This window comes from Micromonospora sp. CPCC 205546 (genome assembly GCF_036902715.1).
In the GTDB taxonomy this organism is placed as follows: Bacteria; Actinomycetota; Actinomycetes; order Mycobacteriales; family Micromonosporaceae; genus Micromonospora.
Map to the genome: position 1 here is coordinate 95,066 of NZ_JBAKHL010000003.1, position 19,220 is coordinate 114,285.

Annotated in this window: 18 protein-coding genes, 2 tRNA genes and 1 other RNA gene; 10 read left to right on the top strand and 11 right to left on the bottom strand. The window is 73.1% G+C overall.

Annotation, left to right across the window (positions count from 1 at the left end; all coding sequences use genetic code 11):
- Positions 1 to 11: 11 nt before the first annotated feature.
- Complete coding sequence (locus V6U77_RS01805; RefSeq protein WP_334604322.1) at positions 12 to 1,466, bottom strand: MFS transporter; 1,455 nt, start codon at positions 1,464 to 1,466, stop codon at positions 12 to 14.
- 108 nt (positions 1,467 to 1,574) lie between these two features.
- On the opposite strand from V6U77_RS01805, the gene V6U77_RS01810 reads away from it, so the two are divergent.
- Together V6U77_RS01810 and V6U77_RS01815 are read left to right on the top strand one after the other, a co-directional pair.
- Positions 1,575 to 2,237 carry an HNH endonuclease family protein gene (locus tag V6U77_RS01810; protein ID WP_334604323.1) on the top strand — a complete coding sequence of 221 codons (663 nt, stop codon included), beginning with the start codon at positions 1,575 to 1,577 and terminating at the stop codon, positions 2,235 to 2,237.
- Positions 2,219 to 2,674: a hypothetical protein gene (locus V6U77_RS01815; RefSeq protein ID WP_334604324.1), complete on the top strand. Its 456-nt coding sequence runs from the start codon at positions 2,219 to 2,221 to the stop codon at positions 2,672 to 2,674. The genes V6U77_RS01810 and V6U77_RS01815 overlap by 19 nt, the downstream gene beginning before the upstream one ends.
- Before the next feature lie 87 nt (positions 2,675 to 2,761).
- Here the strand turns inward: V6U77_RS01815 and V6U77_RS01820 are convergent, their stop codons facing one another.
- The 7 genes from V6U77_RS01820 to V6U77_RS01850 form a co-directional block, all read right to left on the bottom strand.
- Positions 2,762 to 3,865 (bottom strand): ABC transporter ATP-binding protein, encoded by a 1,104-nt coding sequence (locus tag V6U77_RS01820; RefSeq protein ID WP_334604325.1) that lies wholly within the window; start codon positions 3,863 to 3,865, stop codon positions 2,762 to 2,764.
- Positions 3,862 to 5,010, bottom strand: coding sequence for an ABC transporter ATP-binding protein (locus tag V6U77_RS01825; RefSeq protein ID WP_334604326.1), 1,149 nt, complete (start codon positions 5,008 to 5,010; stop codon positions 3,862 to 3,864). The genes V6U77_RS01820 and V6U77_RS01825 overlap by 4 nt, the downstream gene beginning before the upstream one ends.
- Before the next feature lie 63 nt (positions 5,011 to 5,073).
- Complete coding sequence (locus V6U77_RS01830) at positions 5,074 to 6,030, bottom strand: ABC transporter permease (protein ID WP_334604327.1); 957 nt, start codon at positions 6,028 to 6,030, stop codon at positions 5,074 to 5,076.
- The gene (locus V6U77_RS01835) at positions 6,027 to 7,031 is read right to left on the bottom strand and encodes an ABC transporter permease (protein WP_334604328.1); all 1,005 of its coding nucleotides are present in this window, start codon (positions 7,029 to 7,031) and stop codon (positions 6,027 to 6,029) included. Before V6U77_RS01835 ends, V6U77_RS01830 begins: the two co-directional genes overlap by 4 nt.
- A 78-nt stretch (positions 7,032 to 7,109) precedes the next feature.
- Entirely contained in the window at positions 7,110 to 8,774 is a 1,665-nt protein-coding gene (locus V6U77_RS01840) for an ABC transporter substrate-binding protein (RefSeq protein ID WP_151453560.1), read from the bottom strand.
- A 319-nt stretch (positions 8,775 to 9,093) separates the two neighbouring features.
- Entirely contained in the window at positions 9,094 to 9,687 is a 594-nt protein-coding gene (gene recR, locus V6U77_RS01845) for a recombination mediator RecR (RefSeq protein ID WP_089003014.1), read from the bottom strand.
- A 7-nt stretch (positions 9,688 to 9,694) separates the two neighbouring features.
- Positions 9,695 to 10,003 carry a YbaB/EbfC family nucleoid-associated protein gene (locus tag V6U77_RS01850; protein ID WP_334604358.1) on the bottom strand — a complete coding sequence of 103 codons (309 nt, stop codon included), beginning with the start codon at positions 10,001 to 10,003 and terminating at the stop codon, positions 9,695 to 9,697.
- A 193-nt stretch (positions 10,004 to 10,196) separates the two neighbouring features.
- Between V6U77_RS01850 and V6U77_RS01855 the strand changes: the two genes are divergently transcribed.
- On the top strand, positions 10,197 to 11,273 hold the full coding sequence (locus V6U77_RS01855) for a DUF2332 domain-containing protein (protein WP_334604329.1): 1,077 nt from the start codon (positions 10,197 to 10,199) through the stop codon (positions 11,271 to 11,273).
- A 117-nt stretch (positions 11,274 to 11,390) separates the two neighbouring features.
- Here V6U77_RS01855 and V6U77_RS01860 read toward each other — a convergent pair whose 3' ends face one another.
- Together V6U77_RS01860 and ffs are read right to left on the bottom strand one after the other, a co-directional pair.
- Positions 11,391 to 14,231: a DNA polymerase III subunit gamma and tau gene (locus tag V6U77_RS01860; RefSeq protein WP_334604330.1), complete on the bottom strand. Its 2,841-nt coding sequence runs from the start codon at positions 14,229 to 14,231 to the stop codon at positions 11,391 to 11,393.
- Positions 14,232 to 14,338: 107 nt separating this feature from the next.
- Positions 14,339 to 14,428: signal recognition particle sRNA small type (gene ffs / locus V6U77_RS01865), an RNA gene on the bottom strand.
- 82 nt (positions 14,429 to 14,510) lie between these two features.
- Between ffs and V6U77_RS01870 the strand changes: the two genes are divergently transcribed.
- The 6 genes from V6U77_RS01870 (at position 14,511) to V6U77_RS01895 (ending at position 18,100) form a co-directional block, all read left to right on the top strand.
- Positions 14,511 to 14,595, top strand: a tRNA-Ser gene (locus V6U77_RS01870).
- A 252-nt stretch (positions 14,596 to 14,847) separates the two neighbouring features.
- Entirely contained in the window at positions 14,848 to 15,024 is a 177-nt protein-coding gene (locus V6U77_RS01875; protein WP_334604331.1) for a hypothetical protein, read from the top strand.
- Positions 15,025 to 15,162: 138 nt separating this feature from the next.
- Positions 15,163 to 15,963: a sulfite exporter TauE/SafE family protein gene (locus V6U77_RS01880; RefSeq protein ID WP_334604332.1), complete on the top strand. Its 801-nt coding sequence runs from the start codon at positions 15,163 to 15,165 to the stop codon at positions 15,961 to 15,963.
- Positions 15,964 to 16,333: 370 nt separating this feature from the next.
- A complete protein-coding gene (locus V6U77_RS01885) occupies positions 16,334 to 16,948 on the top strand; it encodes a hypothetical protein (RefSeq protein ID WP_334604333.1) in 615 nt (204 codons plus the stop codon).
- Positions 16,945 to 17,475, top strand: a complete 531-nt coding sequence (locus V6U77_RS01890) for a hypothetical protein (RefSeq protein ID WP_334604334.1) — start codon at positions 16,945 to 16,947, stop codon at positions 17,473 to 17,475. The genes V6U77_RS01885 and V6U77_RS01890 overlap by 4 nt, the downstream gene beginning before the upstream one ends.
- Before the next feature lie 73 nt (positions 17,476 to 17,548).
- Complete coding sequence (locus V6U77_RS01895) at positions 17,549 to 18,100, top strand: DUF5872 domain-containing protein (RefSeq protein ID WP_132238439.1); 552 nt, start codon at positions 17,549 to 17,551, stop codon at positions 18,098 to 18,100.
- A 175-nt stretch (positions 18,101 to 18,275) separates the two neighbouring features.
- Here V6U77_RS01895 and V6U77_RS01900 read toward each other — a convergent pair.
- A tRNA-Ser gene (locus tag V6U77_RS01900) sits at positions 18,276 to 18,362 on the bottom strand.
- Positions 18,363 to 18,437: 75 nt separating this feature from the next.
- On the opposite strand from V6U77_RS01900, the gene deoD reads away from it, so the two are divergent.
- Entirely contained in the window at positions 18,438 to 19,145 is a 708-nt protein-coding gene (deoD, locus tag V6U77_RS01905; RefSeq protein ID WP_334604335.1) for a purine-nucleoside phosphorylase, read from the top strand.
- Positions 19,146 to 19,220 lie beyond the last annotated feature (75 nt).

Consider the following 19,220-nt stretch of genomic DNA (forward strand, 5'->3'; position numbering starts at 1 on the left):
GGGCACCCCGTTCAGGCGGAGTGCCCCTCCCGGCGCCGGGGCGGGCGGTGGATGAGCAGGGCGGCCATCGCCGCACCGGCCAGCAGCAGGCCGGCGCACCAGAGCATCGCGCCCCGGTACGCGCCGGTCAGCTCGCCCGGCTGGGCGTAGCCGGCGCCGGAGAGCCCGACCAGCAGCGGGAGCGCGGCCACCGCCAGCAGGCCGCCCGCGCGGGACGCCGCGTTGTTGAAGCCGCTCGCCACGCCCGCGAACCGGTCGTCGACCGCGGCCAGCACGGAGGCGGTCAGCGGCGCCACGACCAGCGTCAGCCCGATCCCGAAGAGCACCACGCCGGGCAGCACGTCCCGCCAGTACGACGCGTCGGGCCCCACGCCGCGCAGCAGCACCAGCCCGGCGGCGGCGACCACCGGCCCGACGGTCAGCGGCAGCCGCGGCCCGATCCGCGCCGACAGCGCGCCCGCCCGCGCCGAGCCGACCAGCAGCAGCACCGTCATCGGCAGCAGCGCGACCCCGGTGAGCAGCGCCGACCAGCCGACCACGTTCTGCAGGTAGACGGCGAGGAAGAAGGTGAAGCCGCCGAGCGCCGCGTAGACGAGCACGGTGAAGACGTTCAACACCGAGAAGAGCCGACTTCCGAACAGCCCGGTGGGCAGCATCGCGGCGTCCCCCCGGCGACGCTCGACCAGCACGAAGGCCACCGCGCCGGCCACGCCCGCCAGCACGGCGGCGAGCACCGGCACCGAGTCGAAGCCCCGCACGGGGGCGTCGATGAGCGCGTACGTGATCCCGGCCAGGGCGAGCGCGCCGAGCAGCGCGCCGGCCACGTCGAACCGACTGCGGCCACGCTGTGGCCCGCCGGTGCGGGACGCGGCCTCGTCGCGGCTCTCCGGCACCCAGCGCAGCGCCGCCAGCAGCACGAGCACGGCCAGCGGCAGGTTGAGGAAGAAGATCCACCGCCAGGAGAGCGCGTCGATCAGCCAGCCGCCGAGGAACGGGCCGAGCGCGGTGGAGACGCCGGAGAGCCCCGACCAGGCACCGATGGCGCGGCCCCGGTCGTCCGGGTGGAAGCTGGCCTGGAGCACCGACAGCGAGCCGGGGGTGAGCAGCGCGCCCCCGGCGCCCTGGAGGAACCGGGCGGCGATCAGCCAACCCGTGCCCTGGGCCAGGCCGCAGAGCAGCGACGCGAGGGTGAACCAGACCACCCCGAGCAGGAAGACCCGCCGCCGCCCGAACCGGTCGCCGAGCGCCCCGCCGAGCAGGACGAAGGCGGCGAGCATCAGCAGGTAGCCGTTGATCGTCCACTGCAGACCGGCGACGGTGGCGTCGAGGTCCGCACCGAGGCGGGGCAGCGCCACGTTGACCACGGTGGTGTCCAGGAAGACCATGCCGGAGGCGAGGACCGCGGCGAGCAGGGTGCCCCGCCCGTGGGCGGTGCCCAGCCGGAGCGCGGGCGTGGTTTCGGTCATGGCGTCCAATCTGCCCCGCGCGATATGGGAGACGCCACGAATCGCCGAAACCGGTCCCGGGTACTGTGCGGGATCGCCGAAAGCCCGCAAGCTGGAGAGGTGTCGTCTGTGCGTACCAGATCAGGACCGCGCGTCGCGGTGACGGCCGCGCTCGCCGCGGCGCTGGCGCTCGGCGCGGCCGGTTGCGCCGCCGTCGACGAGCCGGACGTCGCGCCGAGCAGCGGTGGCGGCGGCAACGCCGCCCAGAAGCTGACCCAGCTCACCGTGGCCACCGCCGGGTCGATGAAGGGCTACAGCCGCAGCCGCTTCCCGCACTGGCGGGACACCGGCAAGAACTGCGACGTCCGCGACAGCGTGCTGAAACGCGACGGGGAGGACATCAAGCTCTCCGGCTGCAACGTGGTCGGCGGCCGCTGGGAGAGCGTGTACGACGACCGGGCCTTCACCGACCCGTCCGACGTGGACATCGACCACATGGTGCCGCTGGCGAACGCGTGGCGCTCGGGCGCCGACGAGTGGGACGACACGAAGCGGGGCGAGTTCGCCAACGACCTGGACCGGCCGCAGCTCATCGCGGTTTCCGCGTCCTCCAACCGGGCAAAGGGTGACCAGGACCCGTCCCAGTGGAAGCCGGCGAACCGGTCGTTCTGGTGCCAGTACGCCGAGAACTGGGTGACGGTCAAGCACCACTGGCGGCTCACGGTGACCAGTGCCGAGAAGGCCGCCCTGACCGACATGCTGGAGGGCTGCACATGGGCGAGCAAGCCGTGACCGGGGCCGGGGCGACCCCCGCGCCGGAGCAGACGCCGGACGCCACCGGGGAGGACGCGGCGGCGGCCACCGGCAGCGCGCCGGCCGGGCCGACCACGGCCGGCATGGCGGCGGACGGCGCGGCCGGTACGGCCGCCGGGGTGCCGGGGGCCGGCATGGCCGCCGACGCCGAGGGCACGTCGACCGCCGCGCAGGAGCGTACGGCCGACATCGTGCCCGGCCCGGGCGGGGTGATGACCGACGAGGTCGGCGTGGTCACCGGCGAGCTGACCCTGCGCACCGCGTACGCCGACGGTCAGGTCACGCTGACGGTGCAGTACAAGGACGCCGACGAGTGGTACGCGGTCACCGGCGGCAGGGCCGCGCTGGCCGATCCGGCCGGGTTGGACGCGGTGCACGGCATCGCGGTCGCGTTGCTGCACCGCCCCGAGGGCTGACCCGCCGGGCCGGGCCCGGTCGCCCGTCGTACCGCCACGGACCGACCGGCCGGACGCGGCCCGTGGTGGGGCCGCGTCCGACGCGGATCAGACGTACGAGCCGGGCTCGCTGGGGGCCGAGACGGTGTGCGGCTCGTCGCCCTCGCCCATCGGGCGGGTGAGCTGCACGCTGACCTCGTGCCGGCGCAGTTCGCCGCTGGCGATGCGCTCGGCGAAGTGGCAGGCGACCCGGCTGCCGCCGATCTCCCGCAGCACGGGCCGCTCGTCGGCGCAGCGGGTCGGCTGCGCCCACGGGCAGCGGGTGTGGAACCGGCAACCCGTCGGCGGGTTGGCGGGCGAGGGCAGGTCGCCGGCGAGCAGGATGCGCTCGCGGCGGTCCTCCACGTCCGGGTCCGGCACCGGCACCGCCGACATCAACGCCCGGGTGTAGGGGTGCAGCGGCTCGGTGTAGAGCCGGTCGCTCGGCGCCTCCTCGACCAGCGCGCCCAGGTACATCACGCCGACGGTGTCGGAGATGTGCCGCACCACCGCGAGGTCGTGCGCGATCACCAGGTAGGTCAGGCCGAGGGTCTCCTGGAGATCGTCGAGCAGGTTCACCACCTGGGCCTGGATCGACACGTCGAGCGCGGAGACCGGCTCGTCGGCGACGATCAGGTCGGGCCCGAGCACCAGCGCCCTGGCGATGCCGATGCGCTGCCGCTGGCCGCCGGAGAACTCGTGCGGATAGCGGGAGAGCGCCCAGCGGGGCAGGCCGACCTTGTCCAGGGTCTCGCCGATGATCCGCCGCCGCTCGTCCCGGTCGCCGCCGATGCCGTGGGCCTGCAGGCCCTCGGTGAGGATCGACTCGACGTTCTGCCGGGGGTCCAGGCTCGACATCGGGTCCTGGAAGATCATCTGCATCCGGCGGCGGGTGGACCGCAGCCTGCCCGCCGGCAGCTTCGTCAGCTCGACGCCGTCGAACCGGACCTCGCCGCTGGTGGGCGGGATGAGCTGGAGCAGCGCCCGGCCCAGCGTCGACTTGCCGCAGCCGGACTCGCCGACCAGGCCGTACGTCTTGCCGCGCTGGATGCTCAGGTCGACCCCGTCGACGGCCTTCACGTGGCCGACCGTCCGGTCGAAGATCACCCCCCGTCGGATCGGGAAGTGCACCTTCAGGTCGCGGACCTCGACGAGGATGTCGCTCTCGGTCACGGCTTCTCCTCCTCGCGCGGGGCGGGCACCGGGCCCGCGGTCGCCTCCGCCGCCGGTGCGGTGGCGGCCGGGGCCGGTGCATCGGTCGCCGGGGCGGTGCTGGTGGCGGCCGGGGCCGGTGCGGTGGCGGCCGGGGCCGGTGCGGTGGCGGCCGGCGGGGGCGCGGTGCCGGGCAGCGGCGCCGGGTTGACGCAACGGTAGCTGCGACCGTCGTGGGTGAGCACCAGCGCGGGCGGTTCCCCCACGCACTCGTCGACGCGCCGGGTGCAGCGCGGCGCGAAGGCGCAGCCGTCCGGCCAGGGCAGCAGGTCGCGGACCGAGCCCGGGATCGGGTTCAGCCGCTCGCCGCGCCCGGCGTCCAGGCGCGGCACCGAGCCGAGCAGCCCCACGGTGTACGGGTGCCGGGGCTCGCGGAACAGCGGCCGGCGGCGGGCCGTCTCCACCACCCGGCCGCCGTAGAGCACGTTGATGGTGTCGCACATGCCGGCGACCACGCCCAGGTCGTGCGTGATCATCACCAGGGCGGTGCCGGAGTCCCGGACCAGTTCCTTGAGCAGCTCCAGGATCTGCGCCTGGATGGTGACGTCCAGCGCCGTGGTCGGCTCGTCGGCGATCAGCAGCCGGGGCTTGCAGGCCACCGCCATGGCGATCAGGGCGCGCTGCCGCATGCCGCCGGAGAGCTGGTGCGGGTACTCCTTCAGCCGCCGCTTCGGGTCGGGGATGCCGACCCGGTCGAGCAGCGCCGCCGCCTCCTTCTCGGCCGCCGCGCCCTTCATCCCCCGGTGCCGCGTGAGCACCTCGGTGACCTGCAGCCCGATCGGGATCACCGGGTTCAGGGACGAGAGCGGGTCCTGGAAGATCATCGCGACGTCCCGGCCACGGATGTCCCGCCGGGACCTGTCGTCGAGCTGGAGCAGGTCGGTGCCGTCGAAGACCGCCTTGCCGCCGACGCGCAGGCCCGGCTGCTTCGGCAGCAGACCCATGAGCGCCAGCGACGTGACGCTCTTGCCGCAGCCGGACTCGCCGACCAGGCCGACGACCTCGCCAGCGTCGACGGAGAAGGACACCCCGTCGACGGCGTGCACGGCGCGCTGACCGCGCCGGGCGAAGGTGACGGAGAGATCTTCGACATCAAGCAGAGCCATGTCGGGCCCGCCTTTCGTTCGCGACTGCGGGGCCCGCAAGCTCACTCCTCGCGCTCACCGGTCCTACTTCCGCAGCTTCGGGTCGAGTGCCTCGCGCATCGCCTCGCCGAGCAGGGTGAAGCCCAGCGCGGTGACGATGATGGCGAGGGCGGGCAGGATCGCCAGCCGGGGCGCGGAGTCCAGGTACTGCTGCGCGTCGGCGAGCATCACACCCCACTCGGGGATGGAGGCGTCGTTGTTGCCGAGGCCGAGGAAGGAGAGCGCCGCGGCCTCGATGATCGCGGTGGCCAGGGTCAGCGTGGCCTGCACGATGACCGGGGCGAGCGAGTTCGGCACCACGTGGGTCAGCGCGATCTTCGGCTTCTTGACGCCCAGCGAGACGGCGGCCAGCACGTAGTCGCTGTTCGACTGGGAGATCATCGAGCCGCGCAGCAGCCGGGCGAAGACCGGCACCGACACCACACCGACGGCGATCATGACGGTGGTCAGGCCGGCGCCGAGCAGGGCGGCGATGCTGATCGCCAGCAGCAGGCTCGGCATGGCCAGCAGCATGTCGACGAAACGCATCAGCACGTTGTCGACCGCCCGGCCCCACCGGCCGCCGAGGCCGGCGGCGGCGCCGGCGACCCCGCCGATCAGCGAGCCGACGGCGAGGCCGATCAGGGTGGAGACCACGCCGACCAGCAGGGTCTGCCGGGCGCCGACGATCATGCGGCTGAACTCGTCACGCCCGATGTGGTCGACGCCGAACCAGTTCTCCCCACGGAAGCCGGGGAAGTCGCCGAGGCGGATCTCGCCCTTCCAGAGCTGCGCGTCCGGGGGGTGCGGGACGAAGAACGGCCCGAGGATGGCGACCAGCAGGAACAGGCTGAGGATCACCGCGCCGACGATCGCCGCCGGGTTGCGCCGCAGCCGGCGGAACGCCTCCTTCCAGAGGCTGACGCCGCGCTCGTCCTCCCGGGCCGCCAACTCGGCGAGCCGGTCGATCTTTTCCTTCTTCTTGCCGGTGGTGATCGTCATCGGACCCTCACCCTCGGGTCGATCAGGCTGTAGGAGAGGTCGACCAGGAGGTTCACCAGCACGTACACCACCGCGATGATCAGGATGAAGCCCATCAGGACCGGATAGTCACGCTGGCTGATGGCCTCGTAGATGAAGGCTCCGATGCCGCTGAAGGCGAAGACGGTCTCGGTCAGCACCGCGCCGGAGAGCAGGCCGCCGGTGAGCAGGCCGATCGAGGTGACGACCGGCAGCATGGAGTTGCGCAGCACGTGCCGGCGCCGGACCGTGCTCTCGGTGAGCCCCTTCGCCTCGGCGGTGCGGACGAAGTCCTCGTTGAGGACCTCCAGCACGCTGGCCCGGGTGATCCGGACGATGATCGCCAGCGGGATGCTGGCCAGCGCGACGGCCGGCAGCACCAGGTGCCAGAGCGCGTCGGCGGCGGCGTCCCACTCGCGGGTCATGATCCCGTCGAGGACGAAGAAGTTGGTGATCCGGGTCGCCCCGAGCGTCGGATCCTGCCGGCCGCTCGCCGGGAACCAGCCGAGGTTCTCCGCGAAGATCGCCTTGAGCACGTACGCGAGGAAGAAGACCGGGATGCAGATGCCGATCAGTGAGCCGCCGACGGAGAGGTGGTCGACCATCCGGCCGCGGCGCCGGGCCGCCAGGTAGCCCAGCGGGATGCCGACGCCGACCGCGATCAGCATCGCCGTGACGGACAGTTCCACCGTGCCGGGGAAGCGTTCGACGAACTCGGTGACGACGGTGCGCTTGGTGGAGGTCGACGTGCCCAGGTCGAGGCGGATCAGCCGCCGCACGAACCGGCCGTACTGCACCAGGATCGGCTCGTCGAGGCCCATGTTGCGCCGGATCGCGGCGCGCATCTCGGGCGTCCCGCGCTCACCGAGGATGGCGGTCTCGGGACCGCCGGGCAGTCGGCGGAGCCAGATGAACAGCAGGAGGGAGAGCCCGAACAGCGTGGGTATCAGCTGAAGCAGGCGTCTGACGATGAACCGGAACACGGCGGCCTCGAAAGGGGTACGGAGGGTCGTGGGCGGGCGCTGCCGAAACAGCGCCCGCCCACGACTCGGAGCGTCAGATCAGGACTTGAACTCGGCGGTGGAGAACCGCTCGTCGGTGAGCGGGCTCGCCTTGACCCCGGTCACGTCCTTGCCGAACACGATCGCCGGCGGCGAGTGCGACACCGGGACGCCGGGCAGGAAGTCCATGATGGCCTTGTTCAGGGCCTTGTACTTCTCGGTCCGGGCCGCCACGTCGGCGGTGCTGTCCGCGTCCTTGAACTGGTCGAACAGGGCCTTGTTGGTGAAGCCCCACTCGGCCTTCGTCCGGTCGAACATGGTGCCGATGAAGTTGTAGCCGTCGCCGTAGTCACCGGTCCAGCCGAGGAAGTGCAGGTCGTGCTTGTTGCCCGAGGTGGTGGCGTTCAGGTAGTCCGGGCTCCACTTGAGCGGGATGGCCTGGACGTTGATGCCGACCGCCTTGAGGTCCGCCGAGAGCAACTCGAAGATGTCCTTCGGGTTCGGCATGTACGGCCGGGTGACCTCGGTCGGGTAGTGGAACCGCAGGGTCAGGTTCGTCGCGCCGGCCTCGGCCAGCAGCGCCTTGGCCTTCGCCGGGTCGTAGTTGTACTTGGTGACGTCGCCGTTCCAACCCTCGACGGTGTCCGGCATGAAGTTGTCGGCGACCTTGGCGCCCGGGGGCAGCTTCGAGTCGACGAGAGCCTGCCGGTTCAGCGCGTGCGCGATGGCCTGGCGGACCTTCACGTCGGCGAGCTTCGGGTTCCCCTTCTGGTTCATGGCCAGGTAGAGGATGTTGAACGCCGGGCGGGTCAGGACGTTGAAGCCCTCACCCTTCAGCGGCTCGACGTCGGCCGGGCCGACCAGGTCGTACCCCTGGATGTCGCCGGAGCGCAGCGCCTGCTTGCGCGCGTTCTCGTCCGAGATCGTCTTGTAGATGAGGGTCTTCAGCTTCGCCTTGGTGCCGGCGTAGTCCTCGTTGCGCTCGATGGTGAGCGTCTTGTTGGCGACGTCCCAGGACTTGAACTTGAACGGGCCGGTGCCGGTCGGGTGCGCCGTGGCGTAGGCCGGGTACTTGATGTCCTCGGCGGTGCCGCCCACGTTGCTGGCGTCGTACTTCTCCAGCGCGGTCGGGCTGTGCATCGAGAACGAGGGCAGCATCAGCGCGGCCGGGATCTTGCTGGAGACCCGGGTGAAGGCCAGGTCGACGGTCGTGGCGTCCTTGGCGGTGCAGGACTTGAAGAGGCTCGGCGGCAGGTCCGCGCTCTCGTTCTTGGCGAAGCCGCCCATGACGTCCTGCCAGTACGGGGTCACGTCCGGGCTCTGCATGAGGCCCTTGGCGTTGTACCAGCGGTCGAAGTTCTTGCAGACCGCCTCGGCGTTGAATTCGGTGCCGTCGTGGAACTTCACGCCGGAGCGCAGCTTGAAGGTCCACGTGGTGCCGGCAGCGTCCGGGGTCCAGGTCTCGGCCAGACCGGGGGTGACCTTGGTGCCACCCTCCTCCGGACGGACCAGCGTCTCGAAGACCTGACGCGCCACGCGCAGCGACTCACCGTCGCTGGCGAAGCTCGGGTCGAGCACCTTCGGATCTCCGGCTACGCCGAAGACGAGGGTGTCCTTCTTGCTACCGCCGGAACTGTCATCGCGGTTGCTCTCGGCGCAGCCTGCTACCGCGAGGGCCGCGACCGCGACGGCCGCGAGGGCGACCTTCGGCCTGGATGCACGCATGGGTGCTTCACCTCGTCCTTGGGGTTACGGACAATCGTGGTGACAGGGGTCACCGATCGCCGTGACCTTAGCCGCCGTTCGGACCGGCGGGAAACCATCGCGGAACCGGTTGGTACCGGATCGTGTCTTAACCGATGCGCCCCGCCGCGAAGGCCGTTCCAGACCGCCGACAAAGCGGCGTTATGTCCGGGTTGACCGATGCCGATTTGTTACATCGATCGTCGCCGGCATCGCCCGCATGTCAGACCCACGATGGACGCGCCCGGGCCCGTACGACGATGGCCGGCACCGGAATCCGGTGCCGGCCATCGTCGGGAACTCAGACGGCGCGACGGCCCTCGAAGGCGCGGCCGAGCGTGATCTCGTCGGCGTACTCCAGGTCGCCGCCGACCGGCAGGCCGCTCGCCAGACGGGTCACCGAGATGCCCATCGGCTTGACCATCAACGCCAGGTACGTCGCGGTCGCCTCGCCCTCGGTGTTCGGGTCCGTGGCCAGGATCAGCTCGCGCACCGTACCGTCGCTGAGCCGGGCCATCAGCTCGCGGATGCGCAGGTTGTCCGGCCCGATCCCCTCCAGCGGGTTGATCGCCCCGCCGAGCACGTGGTAGCGGCCCCGGAACTCGCCGGTCCGCTCGATGGCCACCACGTCCTTCGGCTCCTCGACCACGCAGAGCACCTCGTCCGTGCGGCGCGGGTCGCGGCAGATCCGGCACCGGTCGGACTCGGCCACGTTGTAGCAGCTGGTGCAGAACCGCACCAGCTCCTTGACCTTGCGCAACGCCCCGGCCAACCGGTTGACGTCGGCCGGATCGGCGGACAGGACGTGGAACGCGATCCGCTGGGCGCTCTTCGGGCCCACGCCCGGCAGCCGTCCCAGCTCGTCGATCAGGTCCTGGATGGCGCCCTCGTACATCTGCCGCTCAGAAACCGGGCAGGCCGAGGCCGCCCATGCCGCCGGTGACCGGGCCCATCTTCTGCTCGGTCAGCTCCCGGGCCGCCTCGGCGGCGTTGTGCATGGCCGCGACGACCAGGTCCTCCAGGGTCTCCACGTCCTCCGGGTCGACCGCCTTCGGGTCGATCCTGATCGACTTCAGCTCGCCGGTTCCGGCGACGGTCGCGGTGACCAGGCCACCGCCGGCGGTGCCGGTCAGCTCCGCCTCGGCGAGCTCAGCCTGCGCCTTCGCGATCTGCTGCTGCATCTTCTGCGCCTGCTTCAGCATCTGCTGCATGTTCGGCTGTCCACCTGGGCGCACGGATGGCTCCTTCTCGCACTCGTCTGCTCGGCCGCCGCTCAGCCTATCCGCTGTGAGCAGCCTCGCCCCGTCCGGTGCTTCCCTCGCGGCGGATCCGCGCGCACGATCACGGGACCTTGTCGAAGAACTCGGCGGCGGCCCGCCGAGCGCGACCGGACGGAGGTGGCGGATGTCCCGGGAACAGGCCGCGGCGGCCATCGAACGGCAGGCGCGTGCCTGCGCCAACATGGAGGCCGGCCTCTACGCCGACCTGCTGACGCGCGCCGCCGGGGACGTCCGGGCCGGCGGCCCGTGCGCCACCGTCATCGCGGGTCACGAGGACGCCCCCGCCGACGACATCGTGTCGTTGCGCCTGCTCGGCGGGGTGCACGCGCTGGTGCTCTCCGGCCGGGCACCGGAGTTGGCCCGCTTCTATCCCAGCGCCGGCGGGGCGTACCGGGCGGCAGTGGACGCCCCCGCCTGCTGGGCGGCGTTCCGGGCGGTCGTCGAGGCCGAGCACGACACACTGCGCGGCTGGCTGCGCCGCCCGCCCCAGACCAACGAGGTCGGCCGTGCCAACCTGCTGCTGGCCGGGCTGCTGCACGTCGTCCACGAGGTGGGCGGGCTGCCGGTGCGCCTGGTCGAGCTGGGCGCCAGCGGTGGGCTGAACCTGCGCGCCGACCGGTTCCGCGTCGAGGCCGCCGGCTTCGCCTGGGGCCCGGCCGACTCCCCCGTGCGGCTGCCGGACGCCTGGCGGGGCGGGGCGCCCGACTGGCTGCGGGCAGCCGCCGGGGCACACCCCGAGCTGACCGTCGTGGAGCGGCTCGGCTGCGACCTCACCCCGCTCGACCCGGGGGACCCCGACGACGCGCTCGCGCTGCGGGCGTACGTCTGGCCGCAGCACACCGCCCGCGCGGCCCGGCTGGCCGGCGCGCTGGAGCTGGCCCGGCGGCTGCCGGTGCGCGTCGTCGCGGCGGGGGCGGCGGACTTCCTCGCCGGGATCACCCCGCGCCCCGGCGCGCTCACCGTGGTGTGGCACTCGGTGATGCGGCAGTACGTGCCGGCCGAGGAGTGGTCGCGGGTCACCGCCGAGCTGGACCGGCTGGCCGCCGCCGGCAGCGCCGACGCGCCGGTCGCCCACGTGTCCTTCGAGCCGCATCCGCGCGAGGCCCGGGACGACTTCCAGCTCCGCGCCCGACTCGGCACCGGCCCGGAACGCCTGCTGGCGGAGGCACACCCCCACGGCCTCCCGGCCTGGCCCGCCTGACCCCGCCTGCCCTCCTTGCCCCGCCCCGGCCGCGCGCGGCCGGGGCGCAGCCCGTGGAGATCTTGGTACGGAGTGCCCTCGGAGGGGCCGTTTCCTGCCAAGATCCGCCGCAGCGGGTCAGCGGGCGTCCACCTCGTCGATCTTCTCGGCGCCGAAGGCCTCGCGCAGCAGCCGCACCGCCTGCTCCTCGCTGGACTCCCGCGCGGTCTGCTCGTCGATGACCTCGTCCAGCGGCTCGTCGCCCGGATCGAAGCCCTCGAAGTTCGGGGCCGCCGGCTGGCTGCCGCCGGGCCGTCCCCCACCGCCGCGCACCGGGCCGTCGAAGTCCGGGTCGTACGGCGGCTCGCCGGCCCAGTCGGCGTCCGCGGTCTTCCGGGCCGCCTGCCCGGTACGCGGACCACGTCCCGCCGCAGCCGCCCGCGCCGCCGCGATCGCGCTGCTCACCGGGGGGCCGGCGGGCGCGGCCGGCTGCGGCGCCGCCGACTTCGGTACGGCGCTCGCCGTCGCCGTGGCGGTGCCCGCCGGTCCGGCAGCCGACGCGGCGCCCGGCATTCCGGTGGCCGTCGGGGCGGCCGCTGCCGTGCCGCTGGTCGGCGCGCCGGTGCCCGACGCGCCACCCGGTCGGGCCGGCTCGGGCCAGTCGTCCTCGCCGCCGGCAGTGGTCGCGAGACCACCCGGCCTGGCGGGCTCCGGCCAGTCCTCGTCATCGGTCGCGCCACCGGACGCGCCGGTCACGCCGCCGTTCGGGCCAGTGCCGTTCGGGCCAGTGCCGTTCGAGGCGCCGCCATTCGAGCTGCCGCCGTTCGAGGCGCCGCCGTTCGAGGCGCCGCCGTTCGAGGCGCCGCCGTTCGAGGCGCCGCCTTCGGAGCCGCCCGGGCTCGGGGCGCCGCCGGGGGGTGCGCCGCGCGGAGCGCCACCGGCCACGCGGTTCGGACCGCCGACGGGCAGCCCGCCGGCCGGACCACCCCGGCCGTCGGGGCCACCACCGCTCGGACCAGCGCCGCCACCGCTCGGGCGGCCACCGCCCGGACCGGCGCCGCTCGGGCCAGTGCCGCCAGCACCGCCACCGCTCGGGCCGGCACCGCTCGGGCCGCTCGGATCCTGGTGGGCGGGGGCTGCCGGCGGCGGGGGTGCCGGGCGGGCCGGAGCCGCGGACCGGGACGAGCCACCGGGCGACGCGCCACCGCGCTCGCCGGCCACCTCGCAGCGGATCTGCCAGCGTCCGCCGAACTCCTCGTACAGCACCTCGGCCAGCACCGACGTGTGGTTGCCCATCATCTGCGCGAGCACCGGCGACTTGACGGTCAGCACCAGGGTGTCGCCGTCCACGTCGCGGACCACCGCGTCGCGCATCAGCGCGGCGGCCGGCTTCTTGATCCGGTTGACCTTCGCGACGATGTCCGACCAGACCCGGCGCACCGCGACGGCGTCCAGGGTGCCCGCCGCAGCCGCGCCGGGGCGGGGCGGGGCGGGGGTGGCCGGGTCGGGCATCACCGCCGAGGGTGGCACCTGGCGGCGGGCGGGAACGTCGGCGGGCGGGCCACCGGCGGTCGCACCCACCGGTTCGGCGGCACCCGGGGCGGCCTGCGCCGCCCGGGAACCGGTGGCAGCCGTGGAACCGGTGGCAGCCAGAGCCGCGGCGCGGGCGGCCGCGGCACCGGACGGAGCGCCGGCAGCCGCGGGCGGGCCGGCGGGCACCGGGTCAGCCGCGGCCGTGGCGGGGACGGGCTCGGGGCGTACGGCAGCGGGGGCGGCGACCGGCGCGGGACCGGCGGCGGCCGGCGGCGCGTCGGTGCCGGCGAGGGTGAGCCGGCGCTCCATGCGTTCGAGGCGCTGGAGCAGGCCGCCGGTGGAGTCGTCGGCCCCGGGCAGCAACATCCGGGCGCAGATCAGCTCCAGCAGCAGCCGGGGCGCGGTGGTGCCGCGCATCTCCACCAGGCCGTTGTGCACGATGTCGGCGCAGCGGGACAGCGTGGCCGGGCCGAGCCGCTGGGCTTGGGCGGCCATCCGCTCGATCTGGTCGGCCGGGCCGTCGATCAGGCCCTTGGCGGCGGCGTCGGGCACCTGCTGGAGCACGATCAGGTCGCGCAGCCGCTCCAGCAGGTCGGAGGCGAACCGGCGCGCGTCGTGCCCGGCCTCGGCGACCCGGTCGACGGTCGCGTACACCGTCGCGCCGTCCCCGGCCGCCAGCGCGTCGCACATCTCGTCGATGAGGGCGGCGTCGGTCACGCCGAGCAGGGCGGCGGCCCGGGAGTAGGTGACCCCCTCCGGCCCGGCCCCGGCGATGAGCTGGTCGAGCACGGAGAGGCTGTCCCGGGCGCTGCCGCCGCCGGCGCGCACCACCAGCGGGAAGACCGCCGGCTCGACGGCGACGCCCTCGGCCTCGCAGAGCTGCTCCAGGTAGGGCCGCAGCACCTTCGGCGGGATCAGCCGGAACGGGTAGTGGTGGGTCCGCGACTTGATCGTGCCGAGGACCTTCTCCGGCTCGGTGGTCGCGAAGATGAACTTGACGTACTCCGGCGGCTCCTCGACCAGCTTGAGCAGGGCGTTGAAGCCGGCCGACGAGACCATGTGCGCCTCGTCGATGACGTAGATCTTGAAGCGGCTCTTGGCGGGCGCGAAGATCGCCTTCTCGCGCAGCTCGCGGGCGTCGTCGACGCCGCCGTGGCTGGCCGCGTCGATCTCCAGCACGTCGATCGAGCCGCCGTCGGTGGCCAGCTCGCGGCACGAGTCGCACTGTCCGCACGGCTCCGGGGTGGGGCCCTGCTCGCAGTTGAGCGAGCGGGCCAGGATCCGGGCGCTGGAGGTCTTGCCGCAGCCACGTGGGCCGGAGAAGAGGTAGGCATGGTTGAGCCGCCCGCTGCGCAGCGCCTGCGACAGCGGCTCGGTGACGTGTTCCTGCCCGATGACCTCGGCGAAGGTACGCGGCCGGTACTTGCGGTAGAGCGCCAGTGCCACTCGTCCCGCCTCCTCTCGACCGAGCCATTCTGCGCCGGTCGGGCGCGGGTGACCACCCACCACCCCGTGACCCGGCCCGCAGGGACGTTACCGGGACCCGGAGACAAAAAGGCCTCCCGTGCACCCGGCAGAGCCCGCTTATCCTTGCTGCCTTCCGGCCCTGGGGAGGTTCACGAGATACCGCCGCACGGGAGGTACCGCCAACCCTACCCGACGCCGCGTCGATCTTCAGGGGGTGGTGGGGTGGCCCACCCGCCGGGGACCTGTATCCTCGTCTGCGGAGGATTCGCCTAGAGGCCTAGGGCGCACGCTTGGAAAGCGTGTTGGGTTTACACCCTCACGAGTTCGAATCTCGTATCCTCCGCTCGCTGAGCAGCACGAACGCGAGGGTCGACCCCATCGGGGCCGGCCCTCGTACCGTCTCCGCCGTCGTCCTGGTCTCGTTCGCCACACCGTCGCCCGCACGCGGAGGGGGCCTGCTGCGTCCGTGGCGCCGCCTCCGCGCCCGGCGTCACGGCGGCCCGCTGGCTACGCTCGCCGGGCACACGTCGATGCCCACCGGTGGTCCGTCCACCGTTGATCGACCTCGCCGGCCGGCACCAGGAGGAGCGCCGACTTGGGCAGGATGCCACGCTGGCAGCTCTGGACGCTGCTGGCCGCCATGTCCGGCACGTTCCTCGCGCAGGTGTTGTCCGGATTCGACCGACCGCTGGAGATCGTCGCCGGCTGCGGGGCCGCCGCGATGGCGCTGTACTGCGCCGCCGCGCTGATCGTCGAGCGCAGGGACGGCTGAGTCGCGGGCGTGATCCCCGCCGCACCCCGACCGAGGGGCAGGCCCCGGACCCTACGCTGACAGCCGCAACCGGCAGCGAGACAACCGGGCGGCGGCGACCTGCGGGCGGCGACCGGCCCGGGGAGAGCGCGGACACGAGTGAACGCAACGCTGGACGTCGTTGAGGGGCTGGCCGTGCTGGCCGCCGGGGTCGCGGCGGGGGCCATCAACGCCGTGGTGGGCTCGGGCACGCTGGTGACCTTCCCCGTCCTGCTCTCCTTCGGCTACCCGCCGGTGGTGGCGAACGTGTCGAACACCGTCGGGCTGGTGCCGGGGTCGTTCACCGCGGCGTACGCCTATCGCCGGGAACTGGCCGGGCACGGTCGGCTGCTGGCCCGCCTGGGCGTCGCCGCCGTGCTCGGCGGGGTCACCGGCGGCGTACTGCTGCTGCTCCTGCCGCCCAGCGCGTTCCGGGCCATCGTGCCGGCGCTGATCATCCTGGCGCTGGTGCTCGTGGTGGTGCAGCCGCGACTGGCGCGGGCGTTGGCCCACCGACGGCCGGTCGCCGACGGCGCGGCCGCGTCGTCGGCCGACGGTCAGGCGGTACGGCGGGTGGGGCCGCTGCTGCTGCTCGGCGTCTTCGGCACGGGGGTGTACGGCGGCTACTTCGGCGCCGCCCAGGGGGTGCTGCTGCTGGGGCTGCTCGGGGTGCTGCTCTCGGCCGACCTGCGCTGGGTCAACGGGGTGAAGAACGTGCTCGCCGGCCTGGTGAACGGGGTCGCGGCGATCCTCTTCGTCGTGGTGGGGAGCGTGGCGTGGCTGCCGGCGCTGCTGATCGCGGCCGGTTCCGTGGCGGGTGGCCTGATCGGCGGCCGGTGGGGCCGCCGGCTACCGCCGGTGGCGCTGCGCGCCATCATCGTGGTGGTCGGGCTCGCCGCCCTGGTCAACCTGCTGCTCTGACCGCCGGGCGGAGCAGGCCGCCCCGGCGCGGGCGCGAGTGGAACACCACGCGTGTCTCCCAGCGTCGGATACACCCGTGGTGTTCCACTCGACCCCGCCCGTCCGGCCGCACCCGTCGGCCACGCCTGCCGGGTGCGGCCCGGACGCCGGGTGCGGTCCGGACGCCGGCCGGTCCGGCCGTCATGGCTGGTGCTGCGCTCCGGCTCCGCGCCCTTCGGGCGAAGGCCGCAGTTCGCCCCGAACGGGGTCGACAGCACGAAATCGCGGGGCGGTGCCGGGAGGGGACGATTCGGTACGGTGCGGAGGGCGGCGGAGCCGGATCCGTCGTACACATGTTCCATCCACAGGCTGTGGACGGCGGAGGGCTCGAATGGCTTACCAGCTCAGCGCGGTCGTCGCGGACGCCGAGCTGCTCCGCGAGCAGACCGCCGACCTCGACCACGCGGTGCTGGGCGAGCTGCGCCAGGACTTCGCGCTGCTGCCGGTCACCCCGCAACTGGTCGAGGAGCTGACCGGCACGCTGCCCGACTTCTCGGTGGCGGAACGGTCGCCGGAGGAGCCGTTCCACCTGACGCTCTCGCCGCCCCTCGCCGAGGCCCTCGCGCGGTGGTCGCGGTCGGGTCCGGTGGCGTACCTGGAGGCGGAGTTCGCCGACGGCGCCGGCTACCAGGCTGCGGCGGTGTGGCTCGGCGGCCGGGTGAGCTGGGGTCCGGCCTTCGACCGCCTCTTCGACGGGCCGCGCGCCGGGTGGCCGCTGAACGCGGCGCTCGCCCGGCTCGGGGCGGAACCGGGCGCGTGGATCGACCTGTTCGCCGAGCTGGGCCTGCACGTCGAGCGGAGCACCGCCGGCTGGCTGGCGCACGGGCGTCGACGACTGAGCGCCGACTACTGGGACGAGCTGGCCGAGGAGTGGGAAAGCCGGCAATCTGCGGGCGGGCAGCAACCTGAGCGCCCCGGTCCCGTTGGGGACTGGGGGATTCCATGAAATTGCGACAATTTGGCTTTATCGCCGCGCTGACGACGGCTGCCTGGGTATCGGGAAGCGGCGCGCATCCGCCGGCGCGCGACTTGGACGGCCGACCCGTCGGGGCCGTCGAGGTGGTCGACCTCAACGGCCTGCGCGACGTCGAGTTCGGCGACACCGAGGACGAGCTGACCCGGCGGGGCATCCTGCGCACCGACGTCGACGCCTGCGGTCCGGCGCTCGCAGGGTACGACACGACCAGCCCGATCTTCGTCGACGACCGGCTGGTGCTGCTCTGGCTCGGCGAGGCGACCCGCACCCCGCAGGGGGTCACCGCCGGCATGCCGGTGGAGGAGGTACGCACCCGCTACCCCTCCGCCCGGGATCTCGACGCTCCACAGGGGACGTACCGGCTCGACGGGCTGCTCGCCCGGCAGGGCGACCGGGCGTACCTCTTCCTGCACGACGGGCGGGCGGTGAAGAAGATCATCGCCGGGTACGCCGACTGGGCCCAGCGCCTCTTCGACGAGGGCCACAGCCCCTGCTGAGCCCCGACGCCCGCCCGGCCGCCCCGGGCCGGCGACGGAAGCATGAGGCCCGCGGAGCCGGGTAACCGCCGGCATGGCGCGGTACACGAAGCCCGAGCTCAGGGAACAGGTCAAGGAAGAGATCAAGGCCTCCGACAAGGGCGGCCGGCCGGGGCAGTGGTCGGCGCGCAAGTCGCAGTTGGTCACCCAGGAGTACAAGAGGCGCGGCGGGGGCTTCGTCGGCCCGAAGGACGAGCGGCAGAAGTCCCTGCAGCGCTGGGGCGGCGAGCACTGGCAGACCAAGGAGGGCGACACCCGGGCGCGGCACGGCGACGAGACGAGTCGCTACCTGCCCGAGCAGGCCTGGAAGGAGCTCTCCGAGAAGGAGAGGCGGGCGACCGACGCCAAGAAGCGGAAGGAGTCGAGGTCCGGCAGGCAGTACGTCGCCAACACCGGACCGGCCAAGCGAGCACGACGCAACGCCACGTCTGCCGAGCAGTTGTCGGAACTGCCGGTCGCCGAGGCGGCCAAGCTCGTCCGCGACCTCGACAAGGGCCAACTGAAGTCGGCCCTGCGCCGCGAACGCGACGGCAAGTCCCGCAAGACCCTCATAACCCGCCTGGAGAAGGAACTAACCCGCCGCTGACCGCCCCACCCGCGCATAGGACGATCATGCACTTGTGGTGGGGAACAGATGCTTGTCCGCCCCTTTCGCGGGGCACCACAACTGCATGATCGACGCCGCCAGGAGGCGTGGGGACCACAAGCGGAACGCCCGGCCGATCCTTGCGGATCGACCGGGCGTTTCGCCTGTTCATGAGCGGTGGCGGCGGGATTTGAACCCGCGGAGGGCGTAAACCCTCACACGCTTTCGAGGCGTGCTCCTTAGGCCACTCGGACACGCCACCGCCGAGAAGGGTACATGACCCCGGGTTCGGACGCCGAACCGGTACGCCCCGGGGTGGCCTGGCAGGATCCTTGCCATGAGTACGCACATCGGCGCGAAGCCGGGAGAGATCGCCGAGCGGGTCCTGATGCCGGGCGACCCGCTGCGGGCCAAGTGGATCGCGGAGACCTACCTCGAGGGCGCGCGGTGCTACTCGACGGTCCGGGGCATGCTGGGCTTCACCGGCCGCCACAACGGCGTCGAGGTCTCCGTCCAGGGCTCCGGCATGGGCATGCCCTCCGCCTCCATCTACGCCCACGAGCTGGTCAACGAATACGGCGTGAAGAGCCTGATCCGGGTCGGCTCCTGCGGGGCCCTGAGCGAGGACCTGCGGCTGCGCGACGTGATCGCCGCCATCGGCTCGTCCACCGACTCGAACATGAACCGGATGCGCTTCGACGGGCTGATCGACTACGCCCCGGTGGCCGACTTCGGGCTGCTGCGTACGTCGGTGGAGGTGGCCGAGCGGCGCGGCATCGCGATGCGGGTCGGGCCGATCCTGGCGGCGGACGCCTTCTACACCGACCGCCCGGACCTCTACGACGCCCTCGCCGACTACGGCGTGCTGGCGGTGGAGATGGAGTCGGCGGCGCTCTACACGATCGCGGCCCGGTTCAAGGCCCGCGCCCTGACCCTGCTGACCGTCAGCGACCACATCAAGACCGGCGAGAAGACCACCTCCGAGGAGCGTGAGCAGACCTTCAGCCAGATGGTCGAGATCGCCCTGGACACGATCGTCGCCTGAGTTCCGTCCGCCCGCCGCCCCGTCGTCCTCCGGACGGCGGGGCGGTCACGTGATCACGGTCCCGCCAGGACCACA